12 protein-coding genes are annotated in these 18,055 nt (G+C 60.5%); 7 read left to right on the forward strand and 5 right to left on the reverse strand.

What is annotated here, in order from left to right; translation table 11 throughout:
• Positions 1-36: 36 nt before the first annotated feature.
• Complete coding sequence (locus PHU01S_RS08180; RefSeq protein WP_127507059.1) at positions 37-1,281, reverse strand: sugar ABC transporter substrate-binding protein; 1,245 nt, start codon at positions 1,279-1,281, stop codon at positions 37-39.
• Positions 1,282-1,574: 293 nt separating this feature from the next.
• On the opposite strand from PHU01S_RS08180, the gene PHU01S_RS08185 reads away from it, so the two are divergent.
• From PHU01S_RS08185 to PHU01S_RS08210, 6 genes are all read left to right on the forward strand, one after another.
• Positions 1,575-4,985, forward strand: coding sequence for a GH36-type glycosyl hydrolase domain-containing protein (locus PHU01S_RS08185; RefSeq protein ID WP_127507061.1), 3,411 nt, complete (start codon positions 1,575-1,577; stop codon positions 4,983-4,985).
• Between the two features lie 79 nt (positions 4,986-5,064).
• Complete coding sequence (locus tag PHU01S_RS08190; protein ID WP_048747504.1) at positions 5,065-6,039, forward strand: LacI family DNA-binding transcriptional regulator; 975 nt, start codon at positions 5,065-5,067, stop codon at positions 6,037-6,039.
• Between the two features lie 303 nt (positions 6,040-6,342).
• Positions 6,343-7,839, forward strand: a complete 1,497-nt coding sequence (locus tag PHU01S_RS08195) for a spore germination protein (protein ID WP_048747506.1) — start codon at positions 6,343-6,345, stop codon at positions 7,837-7,839.
• Positions 7,836-9,044 (forward strand): Ger(x)C family spore germination protein, encoded by a 1,209-nt coding sequence (locus tag PHU01S_RS08200; RefSeq protein WP_021880079.1) that lies wholly within the window; start codon positions 7,836-7,838, stop codon positions 9,042-9,044. The genes PHU01S_RS08195 and PHU01S_RS08200 overlap by 4 nt, the downstream gene beginning before the upstream one ends.
• Before the next feature lie 12 nt (positions 9,045-9,056).
• Complete coding sequence (locus tag PHU01S_RS08205) at positions 9,057-9,290, forward strand: hypothetical protein (protein WP_048747510.1); 234 nt, start codon at positions 9,057-9,059, stop codon at positions 9,288-9,290.
• A 13-nt stretch (positions 9,291-9,303) separates the two neighbouring features.
• Complete coding sequence (locus PHU01S_RS08210) at positions 9,304-10,404, forward strand: GerAB/ArcD/ProY family transporter (protein WP_127507063.1); 1,101 nt, start codon at positions 9,304-9,306, stop codon at positions 10,402-10,404.
• 171 nt (positions 10,405-10,575) lie between these two features.
• Here PHU01S_RS08210 and PHU01S_RS08215 read toward each other — a convergent pair whose 3' ends face one another.
• The 4 genes from PHU01S_RS08215 to prkA form a co-directional block, all read right to left on the reverse strand.
• Entirely contained in the window at positions 10,576-11,442 is an 867-nt protein-coding gene (locus PHU01S_RS08215; RefSeq protein ID WP_048747514.1) for a transglutaminase family protein, read from the reverse strand.
• Complete coding sequence (locus PHU01S_RS08220) at positions 11,439-12,428, reverse strand: alpha-E domain-containing protein (protein WP_049867921.1); 990 nt, start codon at positions 12,426-12,428, stop codon at positions 11,439-11,441. The genes PHU01S_RS08215 and PHU01S_RS08220 overlap by 4 nt, the downstream gene beginning before the upstream one ends.
• Positions 12,429-12,471: 43 nt before the next feature.
• Complete coding sequence (locus tag PHU01S_RS08225; protein ID WP_127507065.1) at positions 12,472-13,935, reverse strand: circularly permuted type 2 ATP-grasp protein; 1,464 nt, start codon at positions 13,933-13,935, stop codon at positions 12,472-12,474.
• 495 nt (positions 13,936-14,430) lie between these two features.
• A complete protein-coding gene (gene prkA / locus PHU01S_RS08230; protein ID WP_049867924.1) occupies positions 14,431-16,326 on the reverse strand; it encodes a PrkA family serine protein kinase in 1,896 nt (631 codons plus the stop codon).
• Positions 16,327-16,614: 288 nt separating this feature from the next.
• Between prkA and PHU01S_RS08235 the strand changes: the two genes are divergently transcribed.
• On the forward strand, positions 16,615-17,415 hold the full coding sequence (locus PHU01S_RS08235; RefSeq protein ID WP_127507085.1) for a DUF2161 family putative PD-(D/E)XK-type phosphodiesterase: 801 nt from the start codon (positions 16,615-16,617) through the stop codon (positions 17,413-17,415).
• Positions 17,416-18,055: the final 640 nt, after the last annotated feature.

Genomic DNA, 18,055 nt, shown 5'->3' on the forward strand with positions numbered 1-18,055 from the left:
GGAGATTCCGGCAGCCGGCCCCTGGCCGTCAGCGATTTATTTGTCCAGCAGCTGCTGGGATTGCGCGTTGAAGTCTTTGAGCTGGGCATCGATATTTCCGTTCGCGCGGTAGATCTGCTCGAAGGTTTTGACGAAGTTCTGGGAGATGTTGTCCCAGGCTTTGACCAGCGGCATCGGCTCGGCGTTTTTGAGCTGCTCGCCGACAACGCTCATATTGGGATCCCCGCTCAGCTGCGGATCCTCCCATGCCTTCATGTTGGCCGGCAGCTCGCCGGTCTGCTTCATCCATTCCAGCTGGTTTTCCGGCTTGCTCAGGAAGGAGATGAACTTCATCGCTTCCGCCTTGTGGTCGGTGAAGTTGAAGACGGTCAGGTTGGAGCCGCCGAGCGAGCTCATGTTGTTCTCCTTGGAAGGAAGAACGGCCGTCGCCCATTTGCCGTCGATCTCCGGAATCTGGTCCTTGATCGTCTTGATCATCCAAGGTCCGCTGATGAACATCGGCACCATGCCGTCGCCGCCGAACGTCTGGGACGTATCGAGGCCGAGATCGATCGGCGCGTATCCGTTCTTGAAGAAGCTGTCCAGATAAGCGACCGTGTCGCGGTATTGCGGCTGGTCGAATTGCGCTTTGTTGTCCTCGATCAGCTTGGCGCCGTTCTGGCGGGCGAACATGAAGCTGAGCGTCGGCTCCTTCGGATCGAGTCCGATGCCGTACTTGTCCTTGCCTCGCTCGGTCAGCTTCTTGGAGGCGTCAAGCAGCTCATCCCAGGTTTTCGGAGCCTGATCGTAGCCGACGGATTTCAGCACGTCGGTACGGTAGAACAGAACTCTCGTTTCAGCCAGCCAGGGCACGCCGACGGTTTTGCCGTCGAACTGGGTGGAGGTGACGGTGCCCTTGAAGAAATGGTCCGCTGCAAGCTCGGGGTAGCTGCCGAGGTCGGCCGTCAGATCGGCCAGCGCTCCAGCCGCGGCGAACTCCGGCATCCAGGTCGTGCCCATCTGCAGCACGTCGGGACCTTTCTTCGAAGCGACCGCAGTCAGCAGCTTGTCGTGGGCGCTCCCCCAAGGAATTGCCTGAACCTTGACCGTAACGTTCGGATTCTCTTTGGCGTAGGCGGCTGCCATCTGCTCCATCGGCTTGCTGCTGTCTCCCATCGCCCAGACGGAGAGAGTGACCTTGCCTCCGTCAGCGGAGTCGCTGCCGCCCGAAGAGCATCCCGCCAAAGCGGTTCCTGCGAGCATGACGGCCGCGATGGCGGCGCTTGCAGTTTTCGTTTTCATTTGTATTTCCTCCCCTGGTTAAGTTGCCCTTTGCTCGATTGAAACGTTTCGAATTGAATTATAGATCAACTTGAAATCGCATTCAAGGCTTTTTTGTTGAAGATTTTTCCCTTCATATATAGCCGAATGTGGCACTTCCTCCTCTGAGAATCCGCTTACATCGATTTCAAATAAAGGTTTGACTTCATTTCCCACCTTTGTTTATACTCGGATTACGTGTTGTCGAAACGTTTTTATTATCTTTTTTCCAGATATGCAGGCGTTTCTTGTCTATCGAAAGGAGGAAACACCCTATGCCTACCCCGCAAACAAACGTTCAGCCAGCCTTGTGGAGACTGGAATCCGGGTCTTTATCCTTCTCCTTCCATCCTTCCGGCGACCTGTACGAGGCGCTTGGCGGCGGAATGATGCTCAACCAGCTCTTGTCCAGCCCCCTGGACGGATCGCTCAACAATCTGTTCCTGCGGATCCGCCGTCCGGGCGGCTTCTCCATCCATCCTCTGCTGGGCGTCTCCTCGGCGAGCGCCGTCAGCCGCCAGGGCCAACGAATCACCTGGAGCGGCACCGCGGAAGAAGTCGCGTACGAAGTCTCCTTCCTGATGTCCTCCAGCGACAGCTGGTTCTGGGAGGTCAAGCTCGACTCCGCCGGCGTTTCCCTGCAGACCGATGTCATTTACGGCCAGGATATCGGCCTCGCCGCTCCGGCGGCAGTCCGCAGCAATGAAGCCTACTGCTCGCAGTACATCGACCATTCGGCCTACCGCGACGAGCGTTACGGCTGGAGGGTCTGCTCCCGTCAGAATCAGCCGCAAGGCGGATTGTTCCCTTACGTGCAGCAGGGCTGCCTCACGGGAGCCGAATCGTACTCGACCGACGGCTTCCAATTTTTCGGCCTCTCCTTCAAGGACAGCCACCGGCCCGAGGCGCTGAGCCTGGAGCGGCTGCCCTCCGAGGTCTACCAATACGAATTCGCCTACACCGCATTGCAGTCGAAGACGCTCGATCCGGCGAATGGCGCCGAGGCCGTCTTCTACGGGCTGTTCCGGGAGCATCATCCGGAAGCCGTCACGGAAGCGGCCTATTCCGATCGGCTGGAGGAAGCATGGCGGGAGGCCAGCCGCCTGCCCGCGGCAGACGGCCCTGCCGTGCCGGTGCCGCTCCGCTCCGCCGACCTCGGCGATCCGCTTCCCTCCCGGCCGCTGGCGCCAGCCGAGCTGGCGCAGCGGTACCCGGTCCGGCTGGAGGAGGAATACTCACGTGGCGAGCTGCTGTCCTTCTTCACCCCGGATTACGAGCATGTCGTGCTGAAGGCCAAGGAGCTCTCCATGGAGCGGCCGCATGGCCATATCCTGATGAGCGGAGCTCCGGACCGGGCAGCAGCCGAGATGCTCACCTCGACCGCTTACATGTACGGAGTGTTCCACTCCCAGCTGGTCGTCGGGAACACTTCCTTCAACAAGCTGATCTGCCATGTCCGCAGCGCTCTCAACGCCGCTCATGCTTCCGGCTTGCGCCTGTACGCCGAGGTCGACGGACAATACCGCCTGCTTGCCATGCCTAGCCTGTTCGAGATCGGCTTCAACTATGCCCGCTGGCTCTATGTTCTCGATGACGACACGCTGGAAATCACGAGCTTCACAAGCTCTTCCGCGCCGGATGCCGTGCTGGAGATCAAATCCGCCAGCCATCTGCCCCGCCGTTATCTGGTCACGGCGCAGATCACGATGAGCGACCGCGACTACGAGCTTCCGTACGAGCTCCGGCAGCAGGACGGCAGCCTCATCGTCTCCGCCTCCGAGGGATCGCCGATCCGGGAAGCTTACCCGGAGCTCTCCTACCGCATCAACGCACAGGGCACCGAAATGGTCCTCAAGGATGAGCGGAGGCTCATGCCCGGCCTCGCTCCGAGCGCTGCCCCTCTGCTCGTGCTGGAGACGTCCCCTTCGGCAGCCTGGAGCCTCCGCATCGGAGGCCGGCTGGACGGCTGGAGAGGCTCCGAGCCGGACCCTGCCGAGCCTCTGGTCTTCGAATCCGAAAAAAACGGCTACCGCGCCGGCATGGCGAAGCTTATGAACCACTTCCGGCTGGAGCATCCGCAGGACGTCGCCTCCGTGCGGCGCCTCGACATGCTGGCCTGGTGGTACACGCACAACATGCGGGTTCATTTCGCCGTTCCGCACGGGCTGGAGCAATATGGAGGCGCCGCCTGGGGAACGCGGGACGTCTGCCAGGGACCGGCGGAATACTTCCTGGCGGTGCAGCATTACGAGGCCGTGAAGGATATTATCCGAACCGTCTACGCCCATCAGTACGAGGCAAGCGGAGGCTGGCCGCAATGGTTCATGTTCGACCGCTATTACCGCGTCCAGCAGGAGGAAAGCCACGGCGACATCATCGTCTGGCCGCTGAAGCTGATCGGCGACTATATGGCCGCGACCGGAGACCTCTCTATTTTGGATACCGAGCTTCCCTATACCGATGAGGACACGTTCGAGCCTACGAGGCAAAAGCATTCCCTGTACGATCACGTCCTCAAGCAGATGGACTACATCCGCTCCCGCTTCCTGCACGGCACGTCCCTCTCCTCCTACGGAGACGGCGACTGGGACGATACGCTGCAGCCGGCGAGCGCGGAGCTGCGCGCCTATATGGTCAGCAGCTGGACCGTCGCGCTGACCTATCAGGCCGTCCGGCAGCTCGGGGGCTTGCTGGCCGCGGCTGACGGCGGAGCACGCTCCTCACAGCATGCCGCCTTCGGGGCGGAACTGCTGAAGCTGGCGGGGGCCATCCGCGAGGACTTCCACCGGTACATGAATCCGGACGAGGTCATCCCCGGATTCCTCTACATGGAGGACGCCAGGCATCCCGACAAGTGGCTGCACCCGACGGATGAGCGCACCGGCATCCAGTACCGCCTCCTGCCGATGACGCGCAGCATGATTGCCGGCCTGATCACCCCGGAGCAGGCGGAAGCGCATTACGCGCTGATCAAGCGGGAGCTGAGCTTCCCCGACGGCGTGCGCCTGATGAACCGGCCCGCTGCTTATGAGGGCGGGGTAAGCACCCGCTTCAAGCGGGCGGAGCAGGCGGCCAACTTCGGCCGCGAGATCGGCCTTCAGTACGTCCACGCCCATATCCGCTTCATCGAGGCGATGGCCAAGCTGGGCAAGCCTGACGAAGCCTGGCAGGCGCTGCAGGTCGTCAACCCGATCGGAATCGCCCATTCGGTTCCAAATGCGGAGCTTCGTCAGAGCAACGCCTACTTCAGCAGCTCGGACGGACGCTTCGCGACCCGGTACGAGGCCGCCGCACGCTTCGAGGAGCTGCGGCAGGGAACCGCCGCCGTCAAGGGCGGCTGGCGCATCTACTCCAGCGGCCCGGGAATCTATATGAACCAGCTCATCTCGAATGTGCTCGGCATCCGCGTGGCGGCAGACGTCCTGCAGCTGGATCCCGTTCTTCCTGCCGAGCTGGACGGCATGAGCTTCCGCTTTGCGGTCGCAGGCCGCTCCGTGCGAATTCTCTACTCTCTTTCCCGCAGCGGCGGAGAAATCCGGCGCGTCGCCGTCAATGGCGAGGAAGCGCCATTCGGCCGTATTGCCGGGTCCTACCGCAGCACCGGGGCGGAGCTGCCGCTGACGGAGCTGGAGCGGCTGTGGCTGTCCGACGCCGAGGCCGTGAACGAGATTGTCATCGAAGCCTGAGGCGTGCCGATAGTGAACGCTTACGAATAGGAAAGTTGTGGTATAGTTGAAAAAAAAACCTTCTCCAGGAGGAATCTCGGTGGTCAGCATCAAGGATATCGCCAAGCAGGCCGGAGTGTCGATTTCGACGGTCTCTTATGCGCTGAACGGCAGTCCGAAGGTCACATCCGAAACCAGCGCCAAGATTCTGGCCATCGCCAAGGAGCTGAACTATATTCCCAATGCGGCGGCCCGCCAGCTCAAGAAGCAGGAATCCCGGATCATCGGGGCGTTCCTGACCGACTTCACGGGCGCATTCTACGGCGATCTGCTGCAAGGAATGAAGGAAGTGCTCAACCGCAAGGGCTATGACCTGATCGTCTGCAGCGGCATGCAGTCGCATCGCCTGCTGCCGGAGCGGATGATCGACGGAGCCATCATTCTCGACTCCACCTTCTCGGACGAGGAGCTGCTCGATTATGCCGACCGCGGGCACAAGCTGGTCGTGCTCGACCGGGAGCTCAATCATCCCGCCGTGAACCAGGTGCTGCTCGACAACAAGGCCGGCGCGAATCTCGCCATGGACTATCTCATCGGCACGGGGCACCGCAAGCTGTACGTCGTGTCGGGGCCGGCCGACACCTTCGACTCGCGCCAGAGGATGATCGCCGTCCGGCAGACGCTCGACCGCCATCCGGAGCTGGAAGCCGTCATCATCGAAGGCGACTTCAACAAAGGCTCCGGCGAGGAAGCCGGACGCATCATTCTGGAGCGGAACGAAGGCCCGGCGGGCGTGTTCTGCCTCAACGACGAAATGGCCATCGGCCTGTACAACTACGCTGCCAGCAAGGGCGTCCGGATCGGCGAGGAGATCTCGCTCGTCGGCTTCGACAACATCGACCTGACCCAGTATCTCGAGCCGCGCCTCGCCACCATCGACTACTCCAAGTACCGCTGGGGAGCGATGGCTTCGGAGCAGCTGCTCCGAATCATAGGCGGCGAAGAAGTCGAGCATGAGCGGATCTACGTTTCTCTGATCGAGGCCGATTCCGTGCAGCGCCGTTCGGCCGACTGACCGGCATGGCGGCGCTCGGCGCTCGGCATGACGGCGCTCGGCATGACGGCGCTCGGTGCGCGGCGCACAGGTCGCCGTTCTGATTGACATCGGTAGAATCGCCGGTTTCCTTACCGCGGTTGCCGGGCGGCAAGCGCGCTCGGCTCCGTTCAGGAGAAAAACAGCAAAGGGCAGCATCCCGTTCGGCTCCGGCCGGAGGGATGCTGCCCTTTTTTTTCACTGCCAAATGTTAATTTAAGGATACGGAACCGGAATATTGCTCATCCTACCTGTACCAATCCATATAGGAAATCAGGTGACGGGATGACGAATCAGACGCTTGCAGGGACCTCCGGTGCGCTCAGCTCCGCCCTGAATATCAACGCCGGAATCATCCATGCCGCATTCGGCAGCAGCCCCGACCTGATCCATCGGGACTTCCAGGCCAGCCTAAGCAACGGCACTTCCGTTGAAGGCGCCGTCTGGTACATCGAGGGGATGTCCAATTCCACCTTCATGATGCAGTCGCTGTTCTCGCGCGGCGGCAGCCATTCCGACTGCTCGACCGTAGAGGAATGGATCCTTTATTACAAAACCCGAGTCATCACGGAAGGCTCCGTCAAAATGCTCCATACGTTCGACGAGCTGTACGACAAGCTCCTGGACGGCCACAGCATCCTCATGCTGGAGGGCTCCTCCTCCGCCCTGTCGGTTGCGACGAAGGAAGTGAAGGCCCGCTCCGTCGAGGAGCCGAACGTTCAGTCTGTCGTACGCGGCCCGCGCGAGGGCTTCACGGAGGTGCTCGGCTGGAATACGGCGATGCTGAGGCGGAAAATCGCCAATCCGACCCTGTGGTTCGAATCGACGACGCTCGGCACCGTCACCAAGACGACGGTGGCTGTCGCTTACGTGAAAGACCTTGTCGCTCCCGCCGTTCTGGACCAGGTCAGGGAAAGGCTTGCTCAGATCGACATCGACGGCGTTCTGGAAAGCAACTACATCGAGGAATACATCCAGGATAAAACCTTCACTCCGTTCCCTACCGTCTTCAATACGGAGAGGCCCGATGTGGTCGCCGCCGCGCTGCTGGAAGGCCGGGTGGCGATCATGGTGGACGGCACCCCCTTCGTGCTGCTCGTCCCGGCTCTCTTCACCCAGTTTTTTCAGTCCAGCGAGGATTACTATCAGCGGGCGGATTTCAGCACGCTGATCCGCCTGCTCCGGTTCGCGGCTTTTTTCCTGGCGACGCTGACTCCATCGTTCTACATCGCGATCTCGACGTTCCATCAGGAAATGCTGCCGACGACGCTGCTGTACAACCTGGCCAGCCAAAGGGAAGGGGTGCCCTTCCCGGCGTTCATCGAAGCGCTCATCATGGAAGTGACCTTCGAGATTCTGCGGGAAGCGAGCGTGCGCATGCCCAAGACGATCGGACAGTCGATCTCCATCGTCGGCACGCTCGTCGTCGGCCAGGCCGCCGTCGATGCCGGACTTGTCAGCGCGGCGATGGTCATCGTCGTGTCGATCACCGCGATCGCCAACTTTGTCCTGCCCGCCTTCAACATGGGCATCGCCGCCCGCATCATCCGCTTCGGGCTGATGCTGCTGGCCGCATCGTTCGGACTGTACGGCGTCTTCCTCGGCATTATCGCCATCGTGCTGCATCTATGCAGCCTCCGCTCCTTCGGAGTGCCCTACATGTCCCCGATGGCTCCTTTCATCATGGGCGATCAAAAGGACACGCTGTTCCGGATTGCGATTCCGCGGATGAAAAACAGGCCCCGCAGCCTCCACCCGAAAAAGCTGAGGAGGCAGAAATGATGCGGAAGCCGCGTATCTCCAGGCTTGCGCCTGCCTTGCTCTGCCTGCTGCTTCTCCTGCCTCTCGCCGGCTGCTGGAGCCGCCATGAGCTCAACGATATCAGCATCGTCGTCGGCATGGGCATCGACAAGAAGAACGGCCGCTACCAGGTATCGGCCCAAATCGTGAATCCGGGGCAGGTGACCCAGAAAAAAAACGGCGGCGGAAGCTTCAGCCCCGTCGTCACCTATCAGGCCAGCGGGCTCACCATTCCGGACGCTCTGGCGCGGATGACGGTCAAGGCGGCGAGAGATCTGTACCTTTCCCATCTGCGGATTCTCATCCTCGGGGAGGAAATCGCCCGCGGCGGCATCAGCAAGCCGCTCGACTTCATTTCCCGCAACCGGGAGCTGCGGACCGACTTCTTTCTCATCGTGGCCAAAAACGCCTCGGCGTCGGAAATTCTGGACATGTACAGCCCGATCGATCCGATTCCATCGAACAGCTTGTTTACGAAGCTGGAAACGTCCGACAATACCTGGTCGGCTACGGGAAAGGTCACGCTGGACCGGTTGATCCAGGATTTGTCCAAGGAAGGCAAAGGTCCGGCCCTGACGACGATCGAGCTCATCGGCAAGCCTCAAGCCGGAGAAAAAATTTCGAGCGCTCAGAATATAAATCCGGCTGTCGTGCTGAAATACGACGGCATGGCCGCCTTCAAATACGATCGGATGGCCGGATGGATGGACGAGAACGATGCCCGCGTGCTCAACTTCATCCAGAATTCCACGTACATGACCACTCTGACCGCCCCTTGCCCGGGAAGCAAAGGACTCGTCTCCTATCAGGTGCTGCGCTCCAAAGCGAAGATCCGCTCCCTTGCCCCGGACGAGTTCGAGGTCGTGCTGCACACGCAGCAGGACATCGCGGACATCGGCTGTAGGCTGGACATAACCGACCCTTCCACGTTGTCCGCGCTGACCAAAGCGGCCGACGAGAAGCTGGAGGCCATGATGAATAAAACGATCCGCAAGCTGCAGAAGCAGCTGAAGGTCGACGTGTTCGGCTTCGGGGACGCTCTACACCGGCAAAATCCGAAGGAATGGCACAAAATCAAGGACTGGAATCGGGAGTTCGAGACGGCGAAGGTGAAAGTAAAGTCCGTCAGCACGATCCGCCGGATCGGCACGACGATCAAGTCCATGGAGGACGAAATCAAGAAATAGGAGGATGGAGAAATGTGGCTGTGGATTGGAGTTGCAGGAGCGTGGCTGCTGACGGGGCTGCTGGATCTTCCCGACCTGTGGAAAAAAGGGAAGAAGAAGGAAGCCGCAGGAGTTGCGGCCGTATTGGCCGCGGCTACGGCGGGCAGCCTGGCATGCATTCTCATGCCCGTCCCGCCCAATCCGCTGGCCGGAATCGCAGCGGTCATATCCGGCTATTCCAAAGCCTTTTACTCCCTGTTCACCTGAGAGGAATGAGACGATGCCGCAAGAGCAAACGATATCCGTACGCGCGTTCACCATTCTGACCGTCTTTTTCATGATCGGAACTTCCATTCTGATCGCCCCCGCCGGCCTGGCGCTGGACGCGAAGCAGGACGCATGGCTGGCATCCATGATCGGCGTCGGCATCAATCTGGCGACGGTCGCGCTCTATGCGGCGCTGGGGAGGCTGAGCAAGGACGAATCGCTGGTCCAGATGTGCCGGAGCGCGCTCGGCAAATGGACGGGCGCCCTGCTCGGCTTGGCGTTTGCGGCTTTCTTCTACCTGCTCGCCTCCCTCATGGTAGGGGACCTGGGATACTTCATGACGACGCAGAACTTGCCGGAAACGACGATCGAGATTTTGCAGCTGCTGTTCGTCGGCATCGTCGTGTACGCCGTCCGCCTCGGAAAAAGCGCCTATTCCCGCGCGGCCGAAATCTTTTTCCCGTGGCTGATGCTCTTGTTCGCCCTCTTGTTTCTATCTACCATTCCCAAAATGGATTTCCATAATTTCGAGCCCGTCCTGGAGTACGGACTGATGCCCTCCATCAAAGGCGGGGTTTCCTTGTATGGACTGCAGGAGATGGTCGTGCTGACGATGCTCTACCCCCACATCCGGAAATCGGGCAGCAAGACAAAAGCGTATCTGGGCGGAGCTCTCGTAGGAGGCGCCGTCCTGGTTCTGACGACTGTAAGCAGCATCGGCGTGCTCGGTTATGCGGTGACGTCCAACCAGCTCTTTCCCGCCTACACCTTGGCCAAGAACATCAGCATCGGCCATTTCCTGGAGCGGATCGAGGCGGTCATGATTCTGATCTGGGTCTTGTCCATCCTGATCAAGATTGTCCTGACATTCGATGCGGCCGTCATGGGCTTCGCCCAGGTGTTCGGCATCAAGCAGCAGGCCTCCTTCGTCATCCCTCTCGGGCTGGGGATGGTCGTCCTCGCCCAGATGTCCTATCCCAACACCGTGTTCATCCAGGATTTTCTCGCCAAAAACTGGAGTCCCTTCGCCTCGATCTTCCTGATCTATCTGCCTCTGCTGCTCTATGGCGTCCTATGGGCCCGCTCCAAAATCGAAGCTTCGGGGAGCGGCTGAATGAACAGGGGCTCCCGGCTGCCGCGATAGGCTCCCGGAAGGGGAAATCTTTGGCGACTCCACAGCGCCTCCCGGTCGAGGCCAGAACCCCGCCGGGAGGCAGCAACACCGAATGGCGATCCTTCTTTGCTGCCCGACCCGTTTCGGCGAGACATGCTTGTCCGTGCGGCTTCAGTCCTCCAGGCGGCTGACATCGACATGCACGTCCAGCTCCTGCGCGCCGCTGCCGATATACACGCCCTTGAAGGGAACGATGTCCCGGTAATCGAGGCCATGTCCCAGCTTGACGTAACGCTCCCCGATCGGAGAGGCGTTGGTCGGGTCGAAGCCGCGCCATCCCGCCGACGGAACATAAGCTTCGACCCATGCATGCGAAGCCTGCTCGAAGTCGGCGTTGCCGCCTCTCAGATCCCCGACGAAATGATAGCCGCTCACATAACGGGCCGGTATGCCTTTGAGCCTGCAGCAGGCCAGCATCAGATGGGCGAAATCCTGGCAGACGCCGCGCCGGAACTCCAGCAGGTCGGCAGCCTTCGTATATACGTTGGTCGCCTCGGGATCATAGATGAATTCCGCCTGGATGTCGGCGGACAATCTCTCCAGCCAGCCCAGCACTCCGATATCCTGCGGACCGCGGGCATCGGTGAAGGCCGAGATGGCCGGGGACAGCTCGGTGTATCCCGTCGGCAGCAGGTACTCCGCGAACCGGTCCAGCGCTTCGTCTCCTTGCAGCCAAGCCCATTCCTTCTCCGACGGCATGGCGGCCGCCGCTCCGGCCGCGGGCGGCTCCTTCGTCGTCACGACCGTGGCCGTCCTCACCGTCAGCATCGTATGGGGCGCGTTGACGGTGAAGGCATGCACTTTATTGCCGAAATAGTCCTCATAGGCGAACATCGGCGCGTTGGGCTCGACCGAAATGCTGTGCTGATGGCAGGACTGGCGCTCGTCGGTAGCCGGCGTAAGCCTGATTTCATTGACACTGTCCGTAACCGGATCGGCATAGCGGTAGCGGGTAATGTGGGAAATATGAAGCTTCACGCGCTGGCCTCCCCGATCCGAAAAAACGCCGATTCCATGGCGGAGCCCAGCTGCCTGCATTGTTCGAGCAGATGGGCCGGAATCCGCCCTTCGCCGTCGAGCAGCAGATCCTCCCGCTCCAGGCAGGCCAGATCGGCTTTCGCCCGGCCCGAGCTTCGAGCGATCCGCCCATGCAAAATCCGAAGCTGCTTGTCCTGAAGCTCCAGGCTGCACAGATGCTCATCCATCTTATGCAGGGCGTAATGGACGGAGCGGGGAAAAGCCGGGTTGAGCATGACGAACTCCACGATGCTCTCCACGCCGAACCCGTCCGCATGGTAGCGGCGGAAGGCGTCGTAGCCGCTGATGGAACGCAGCACCGCCTGCAGGTATGGATAGGCTTCCGGGCCGTTCCAGCCTCCGCCGGGCACCCAGCCCCGCACAGCCTGCAGGATGCGCAGCGTATTTTCCATCCGCTCCAGATGGCGTCCGCATTCCATGAATCGCCACTCGTTCTCGCGCGGCATGACGGAATGGCTGTACCCTTGGAACAGGCTCGCCCAATCCTTCATCCGGCGGAAAAAGAGATGCGGCGCCTCCTCTCTCCAGCCCGCCTCCTGCCGCTCCCGCAGCCACAAGTACATGCCGTTCACGGTGTCCCACAGCTCGCCCGGCATCTTCTCCCGCAGCGTCCGCAGGTTGGCCCTGGCGCTGCTGACGCAGCTCAGGATGGAATTGGAGTTGTCCCGGTCCATCGTGACGTATTGAAGCACATTTTCCTCCCGGTAAGCCGCGTAACGCTCCTCATAAGCTTCCCGGCTGCCGATGGAGCTGACGACGAGCGCCCACTTGCCGGCCGATTCGACCTCCGCCCTCAGCTCATCCCCGCCCTTGTTCTCCGGACTGCCCTGGAGATGATACAGGACATCGACGAGACGGGCGTGATTTTCCGTGCGCTCCATATAACGTCCGATCCAGAACAGCGCCTCCGCATTGCGGTTCAGCATGCCGCATCATCCTTTCCGAACTCTATTGTTTCCGGATTGCCGCTCATGGCTTCCGGAGCACCCAAGTATCCTTGACCCCTCCGCCTTGGGAGGAGTTGACGACGAGCGAGCCTTCCTGCAGCGCCACCCGGGTCAAGCCGCCGGGCACGACATGGGTCTCTCCCGAGCCGCTGCTGAGCACGAAGCCCCGCAGGTCGATGTGGCGGGGCTCCATCCCCTGGGCGCTCATGACGGGAGCGGTCGACAGCTTCATCGTCCGCTGGGCGATGTACCGCTCCGGATGGCGGCGGATGGAATCCCGGAAGACGTCCAGCTCCGCCGGGGAAGCCTGCGGCCCGATCAGCATCCCGTATCCGCCGGAGAGCGAGGTCTCCTTCACGACCAGCTCTTCGAGATGCTCGAGCACATAGTCCCTCTCCTCCTTTCGCGAAAGGATATAGGTCGGCACATTGCCCAGAATCGGCTCCTGCCCCATATAATAACGGATCATCTCCGGGACATAGGCGTACACGGCCTTGTCGTCGGCCACGCCTGTTCCGGGAGCGTTGGCGATGGCGACATTGCCGGCCCGATAGGCGTTCATCAGTCCAGGCACACCCAGCATGGAGTCCGGCTGAAAGGCGAGCGGATCAAGGAACTCATCGTCGATGCGCCGGTAGATGACATCCACCTGGCGGAGGCCCCGCAGATCCCTGAGATAGATTTTCTGGTCCTTGCAGACGAGGTCGCGCCCTTCCACGAGATGGATCCCGAGCTGCTGAGCGAGGAAGGTATGCTCGTAATAGGCGGAGTTGTAGGAGCCCGGGGTGAGGAGGACGATGAGCGGATCCTTTCGCCCCGAAGGCGCCAGCGATCTCAGGCTGCGCAGGAACATATTGAGGCTGCGGTCGGTGTCCGCCGCCGAGCTGGACAGGTACAGCTCGTGGAACAGCTCGTTCATCAGGGTCCTGCCTTTGAACATATAGGAAAATCCGGAAGGGCTGCGCAGATTGTCCTCCAGCACGTAATAACCTTGTTCGTCGCGGATGAGGTCGATGCCCGAGGCGGTCACGTAGACGCCGCCGGGAACATGCAGGCCGGCCATCTCGGGACGGAAGTAGCGGTTGCCGACGATCATGCGCCTCGGGATGAGTCCGTCCCGGATGATGCGCTGCCCATGATAGATATCCTGGAGGAACAGATTGAGAGCCTTGACCCGCTGCTGCAGTCCCAGCTCCAGATGATGCCATTCGTCCGGCGGGATGATGCGCGGGATGCAGTCGAACGGAATCGTCCGTTCCAGCGGATCGGCAGTTCCCGGCGCATAGAGGGTGAACGTGATGCCTTCATGGAGCATCCGGTCTCCGACCGCTTGGCGGCGGCGCTCCTGCTCCGGCTGGTTCATGGCGGAGAAATGGCGGTGCACATGCTCGTAGTGGGGCCGGACAACGCCCCGCTCATCGTACATTTCATCATAGAAAGAACGGGATTCGTAAGCAGCCGCGCGATGCGGCTCTGCCTTGGACATGGGCGTAGACCTCCCTCCGGTACGGGCTTCAGCGGGGACGGGATGCCGGCCGTAACGGTCGAATGAAGATATGGCTGGAGTTTTTTACCCCGATCATACAAGATCCTGCCAATAGATGTCAATATAACTAACATATCTTAACCAAGCGCGTTTGCGCTCGAATCATGGAAGTTTATGCGGGGAGACCGTCTTCAAGACCAATGAGCGGGGCAAAGGGGCTAGCCGCGGCCGGCGGCGGCTTCCTCTTCAGGTCCAATGCGCATCATGAGGATAAAAGCCGTCTCCGGAACCGCCCCTGCTCCCGCATGGAGCTGGCTCCGCACGAAAAAAAGCCGTCTCCGGGTCCGCTGGACCTGGAAACGGCTCTTGCATGCGCAGCTTCAAGCCCGCAGGCTGCCTGCATAACGCAGCAGCTCGTTGGTGCTGCCCGGGCTGCTTCAGCGATTGAGCAGGCTGCCGACATGACGCAGCGCTCGTTGGCGCTGCCGGGCTGCTTCAGCGGTTGAGCAGGCTGCCGACATAACGCAGCAGCTCGTTGGCGCTCGCCGGCGTGTAGCCATGCTCGTCGACGAGCCGCTTGGTCACCTCGTTCATCCGCTTGAGCTGATTCTCATCCGGCGTCTTCGTGGATGTCGTGATTTTCACGATATCCTTGAGATCGGCGAACAGCTTCTTCTCCACCGCTTCGCGCAGCCGCTCGTGGCTCGTATAGTCGAATTTGCGCGCCTTGCGGGAGTAGGAGGAGATGCGGATCAGAATTTCTTCGCGGAAAGCCTTTTTCGCATTTTCGGATACGCCGATCTGCTCCTCGATGGAGCGCATCAGCCGCTCATCGGGGTCCATCGCCTCTCCCGTGAGGGGATCCTTGATTTTGGACCAGTTGCAGTAGGCCTCGATGTTGTCGAGATAATTTTCAAACAGCGTGCGGGCCGACTCCTCGAAGGAATAGACGAACGCCTTTTGCACCTCGTTTTTGGCCAGGCCGTCGTATTCCTTGCGCGCTACCGAGATGAAGTTTAAGTAACGCTCGCGCTCATCCTTGGTGATGGAAGGATGCTGGTCGAGCCCGTCCTTGAGCGCCCGCAGCACGTCGAGCGCGTTGATATGGTCCATTTCACCCTTGATGAGGGCGCTGGAGATGCGGTTGATGACATAACGGGGGTCGATGCCCGACATGCCTTCCTCCAGAAATTCATTCTGCATTTCCTTGAGATCGGCGTCCTTGTACCCTTCGACCTCCTCCCCGTCGTACATCCGCATTTTCTTCACGAGATCCATGCCCTGCTTCTTGGATTCCTTGAGCCGGGTCAGGATGGAGAAGATGGCCGCTGTACGGAGCGCGTGAGGGGCGATATGGACATGGCGCAGATCGCTCTGGGCGATCAGCTTGGCATAGATCTTCTCCTCATCCGACACCTTGAGGTTGTACGGAATCGGCATGACGATCATGCGCGACTGCAGAGCCTCGTTTTTTTTGTTGGATATGAAAGCCTTGTACTCGGATTCGTTCGTATGGGCGACGATCAATTCATCCGCGCTGATCAATGCGAACCTGCCTGCCTTGAACTGGCCCTCCTGCGTCAGCGACAGCAGGTTCCAAAGAAACTTTTCATCGCATTTGAGCATCTCCTGAAACTCCATCAGGCCGCGGTTCGCCTTGTTCAGCTCGCCGTCGAAGCGGTAGGCCCGCGGATCCGATTCCGAGCCGTATTCGGTGATCGTCGAAAAGTCGATGCTGCCCGTCAGATCCGCGATATCCTGCGATTTCGGGTCCGAAGGGCTGAACGTGCCGATGCCGACCCGGTTGTCTTCGGACAGGAACACCCTCTCGACGAGCACGTTTTCGATGTCGTCCTCGAACTCCGTCTTCAGCCGGAGCTGGCAGGAAGGGCATAGATTCCCTTCGATCCGGACGCCGATCTCCTTCTCGAGCTCGGGACGCAGGTCGTGGGGAATGAGATGCAGCGGATCCTCGTGCATCGGGCAGCCCTTGATCGCGAATACCGCTCCCTGCTCGGTGCGCGAAAATTTCTCCAGCCCTTTTTTCAGCATCGTGACGATGGTCGACTTGCCGCCGCTGACCGGTCCCATCAGCAGCAGGATCCGCTTGCGCACATCCAGCCTTCTCGCGGCGGAGTGGAAATACTCCTCCATCAGCTTTTCAACGGCGCGGTCCAGGCCGAAGATTTCCTGCTGGAAGAACTTATAGGTTTTCTGGCCGTTTTTCTCCTCGATGCCATGCGACTTGATCATCTCATACACCCGCGAATGCGCCGTCATCGCCGGTGACGGATCGCTCCTGAGCAGGTCGATGTACTCTTTGAATGTGCCTGACCAGGCCAGGCGGTCGCTCTCCGACTTGTACTCCGCAATCCGTTTGAAAATATCCATGCTGCGCCTCCTCCCATCGCTTCCGCTAAAGCTTCCCTTGAGTCCCTCTTCGCCCAGGCTTCTCTCTGCTTCCGCTTCCGAATAGCAGCTATTCGAAGTATTAAAGCCTATGCGGACCCCTCTCATAACTTGACCGAAAATTTCGCCGCTTTAAAGGAATTGCCATTGCTCCGCGCATCTCCTATAATGAACGGACGATGGGAACAGGCGTGCGCCGGCGGCTTTTGGCATGGCGCAGCAGCGGGCGGCGCCCTTGTTCCGGAACAGCTCGGAAAGGAGGCGTGTACGATGGCGGTTCGGGAAGAAGCGGAGCTCTATGGCCCCGTCAAGGCTTACTATGAAAAACTCGGCTACGAGGTCAAAGGCGAGGTGCTTCACTGCGACCTCGTCGCAATCCGCCCGGACGGCGGCGAGACGCTGATCGTGGAGCTCAAGAAGACGTTCACGCTGGCGCTGCTGCTGCAGGGCCTGCAGCGGATGCGGATCGCCGAAGGCGTCGTGCTCGCGGTCGAGCGCAACCGCTCGAAGCGCGGCGCGGTGAACCAGCGCTTCGGAGAGCTGGCCGAGCTGTGCCGCATGCTCGGCATGGGGCTGCTCACCGTCACCTTCTACAAGACGAAGGCTCCGGTGCTGGAAATGCTCTGCGAGCCTGGCGACGCTCCCATGCGCGGGCGCAGGCCATCGCGGGAGAAGCGGCTGCTGCAGGAATTCCGGGAGCGCAGCGGCGACTACAACGTCGGCGGCAGCGGGCGCGCGTCCGGGCGCGTCATGATGACCGCCTACCGGGAGAAGGCGCTGCGCCTGGCATGGGGCCTCAAGGCCGGCGGCCCGCTGTCCCCGGCCCGGCTGCGCGACCTGACCGGCGTCGCCCGCGCCGGCGAGCTGCTGCGCAGCAACTACTATGGCTGGTTCGCCAAGATCGAGCGCGGCGTCTACCAGCTGCTGCCGGCAGGCGAAGCCGCGCTGGAGCAGCATGCCGTTGTCATCGCCGCCTGGCGGGAGCAGGCGGCGGGCTTGGTTCAGCCCGGGCAGGAAGCCCGGCTCTCGGAGGAGAAAACCGAACGAAAAAAACATGGGCCTAAGCGATGAGCCCGTGTTTTTTTTCGTTTGGTGTCCAAACGGCAGCTGGTGTCCGAATGGGCACCATTCGGGTGCTTCATTCGGACATCCGCCGCTGGCTGCTGTTCTGGGCCTCGGCTGTTTTTCTTAGCCCGACATCTCGCATCCGATCGGACATACGTTCCGCTATTTCCCCAATAAGCTCGCGATTTTTGCTTTATCGGACATACGTTCCGCTATTTTCCCAAAAAGACCGAAATCACTGCTCTATCGGACATACGTTCCGCTATTTTCTGATTTTTATCGAGTTCAAGATAGAGCCGGCACAATTAACGGATCCTATGTCCGATAATCCTCAAGTGAAGGCATATGGCTCCAACTAACGGATCCTATGTCCGATAGCTGCTCCAATACTGTGTGATTGTCGGGAGCAGCTCCTCGCGGCAGCAGTAAACAGTGCACACCGCTCCAATATGGGGCAGGGAGACAGACAGCTTGTCGGCCTGCTGCAAAAGCCACCCCGGCGCTTGGCCGTACGAACCATTGGACTCCCTACTCTACATCGGACCGCCAACCATCCGCACATCTCTGCCCGCTAGCTATCAATATCCCCGCAACGCACCACCCGCCAATTACCCGCACCTTCCCTCGCACCACGCCACGCCGCCAA

Source organism: Paenibacillus humicus NBRC 102415 (assembly GCF_004000905.1).
In the GTDB taxonomy this organism is placed as follows: Bacteria; Bacillota; Bacilli; order Paenibacillales; family Paenibacillaceae; genus Paenibacillus_O; species Paenibacillus_O humicus.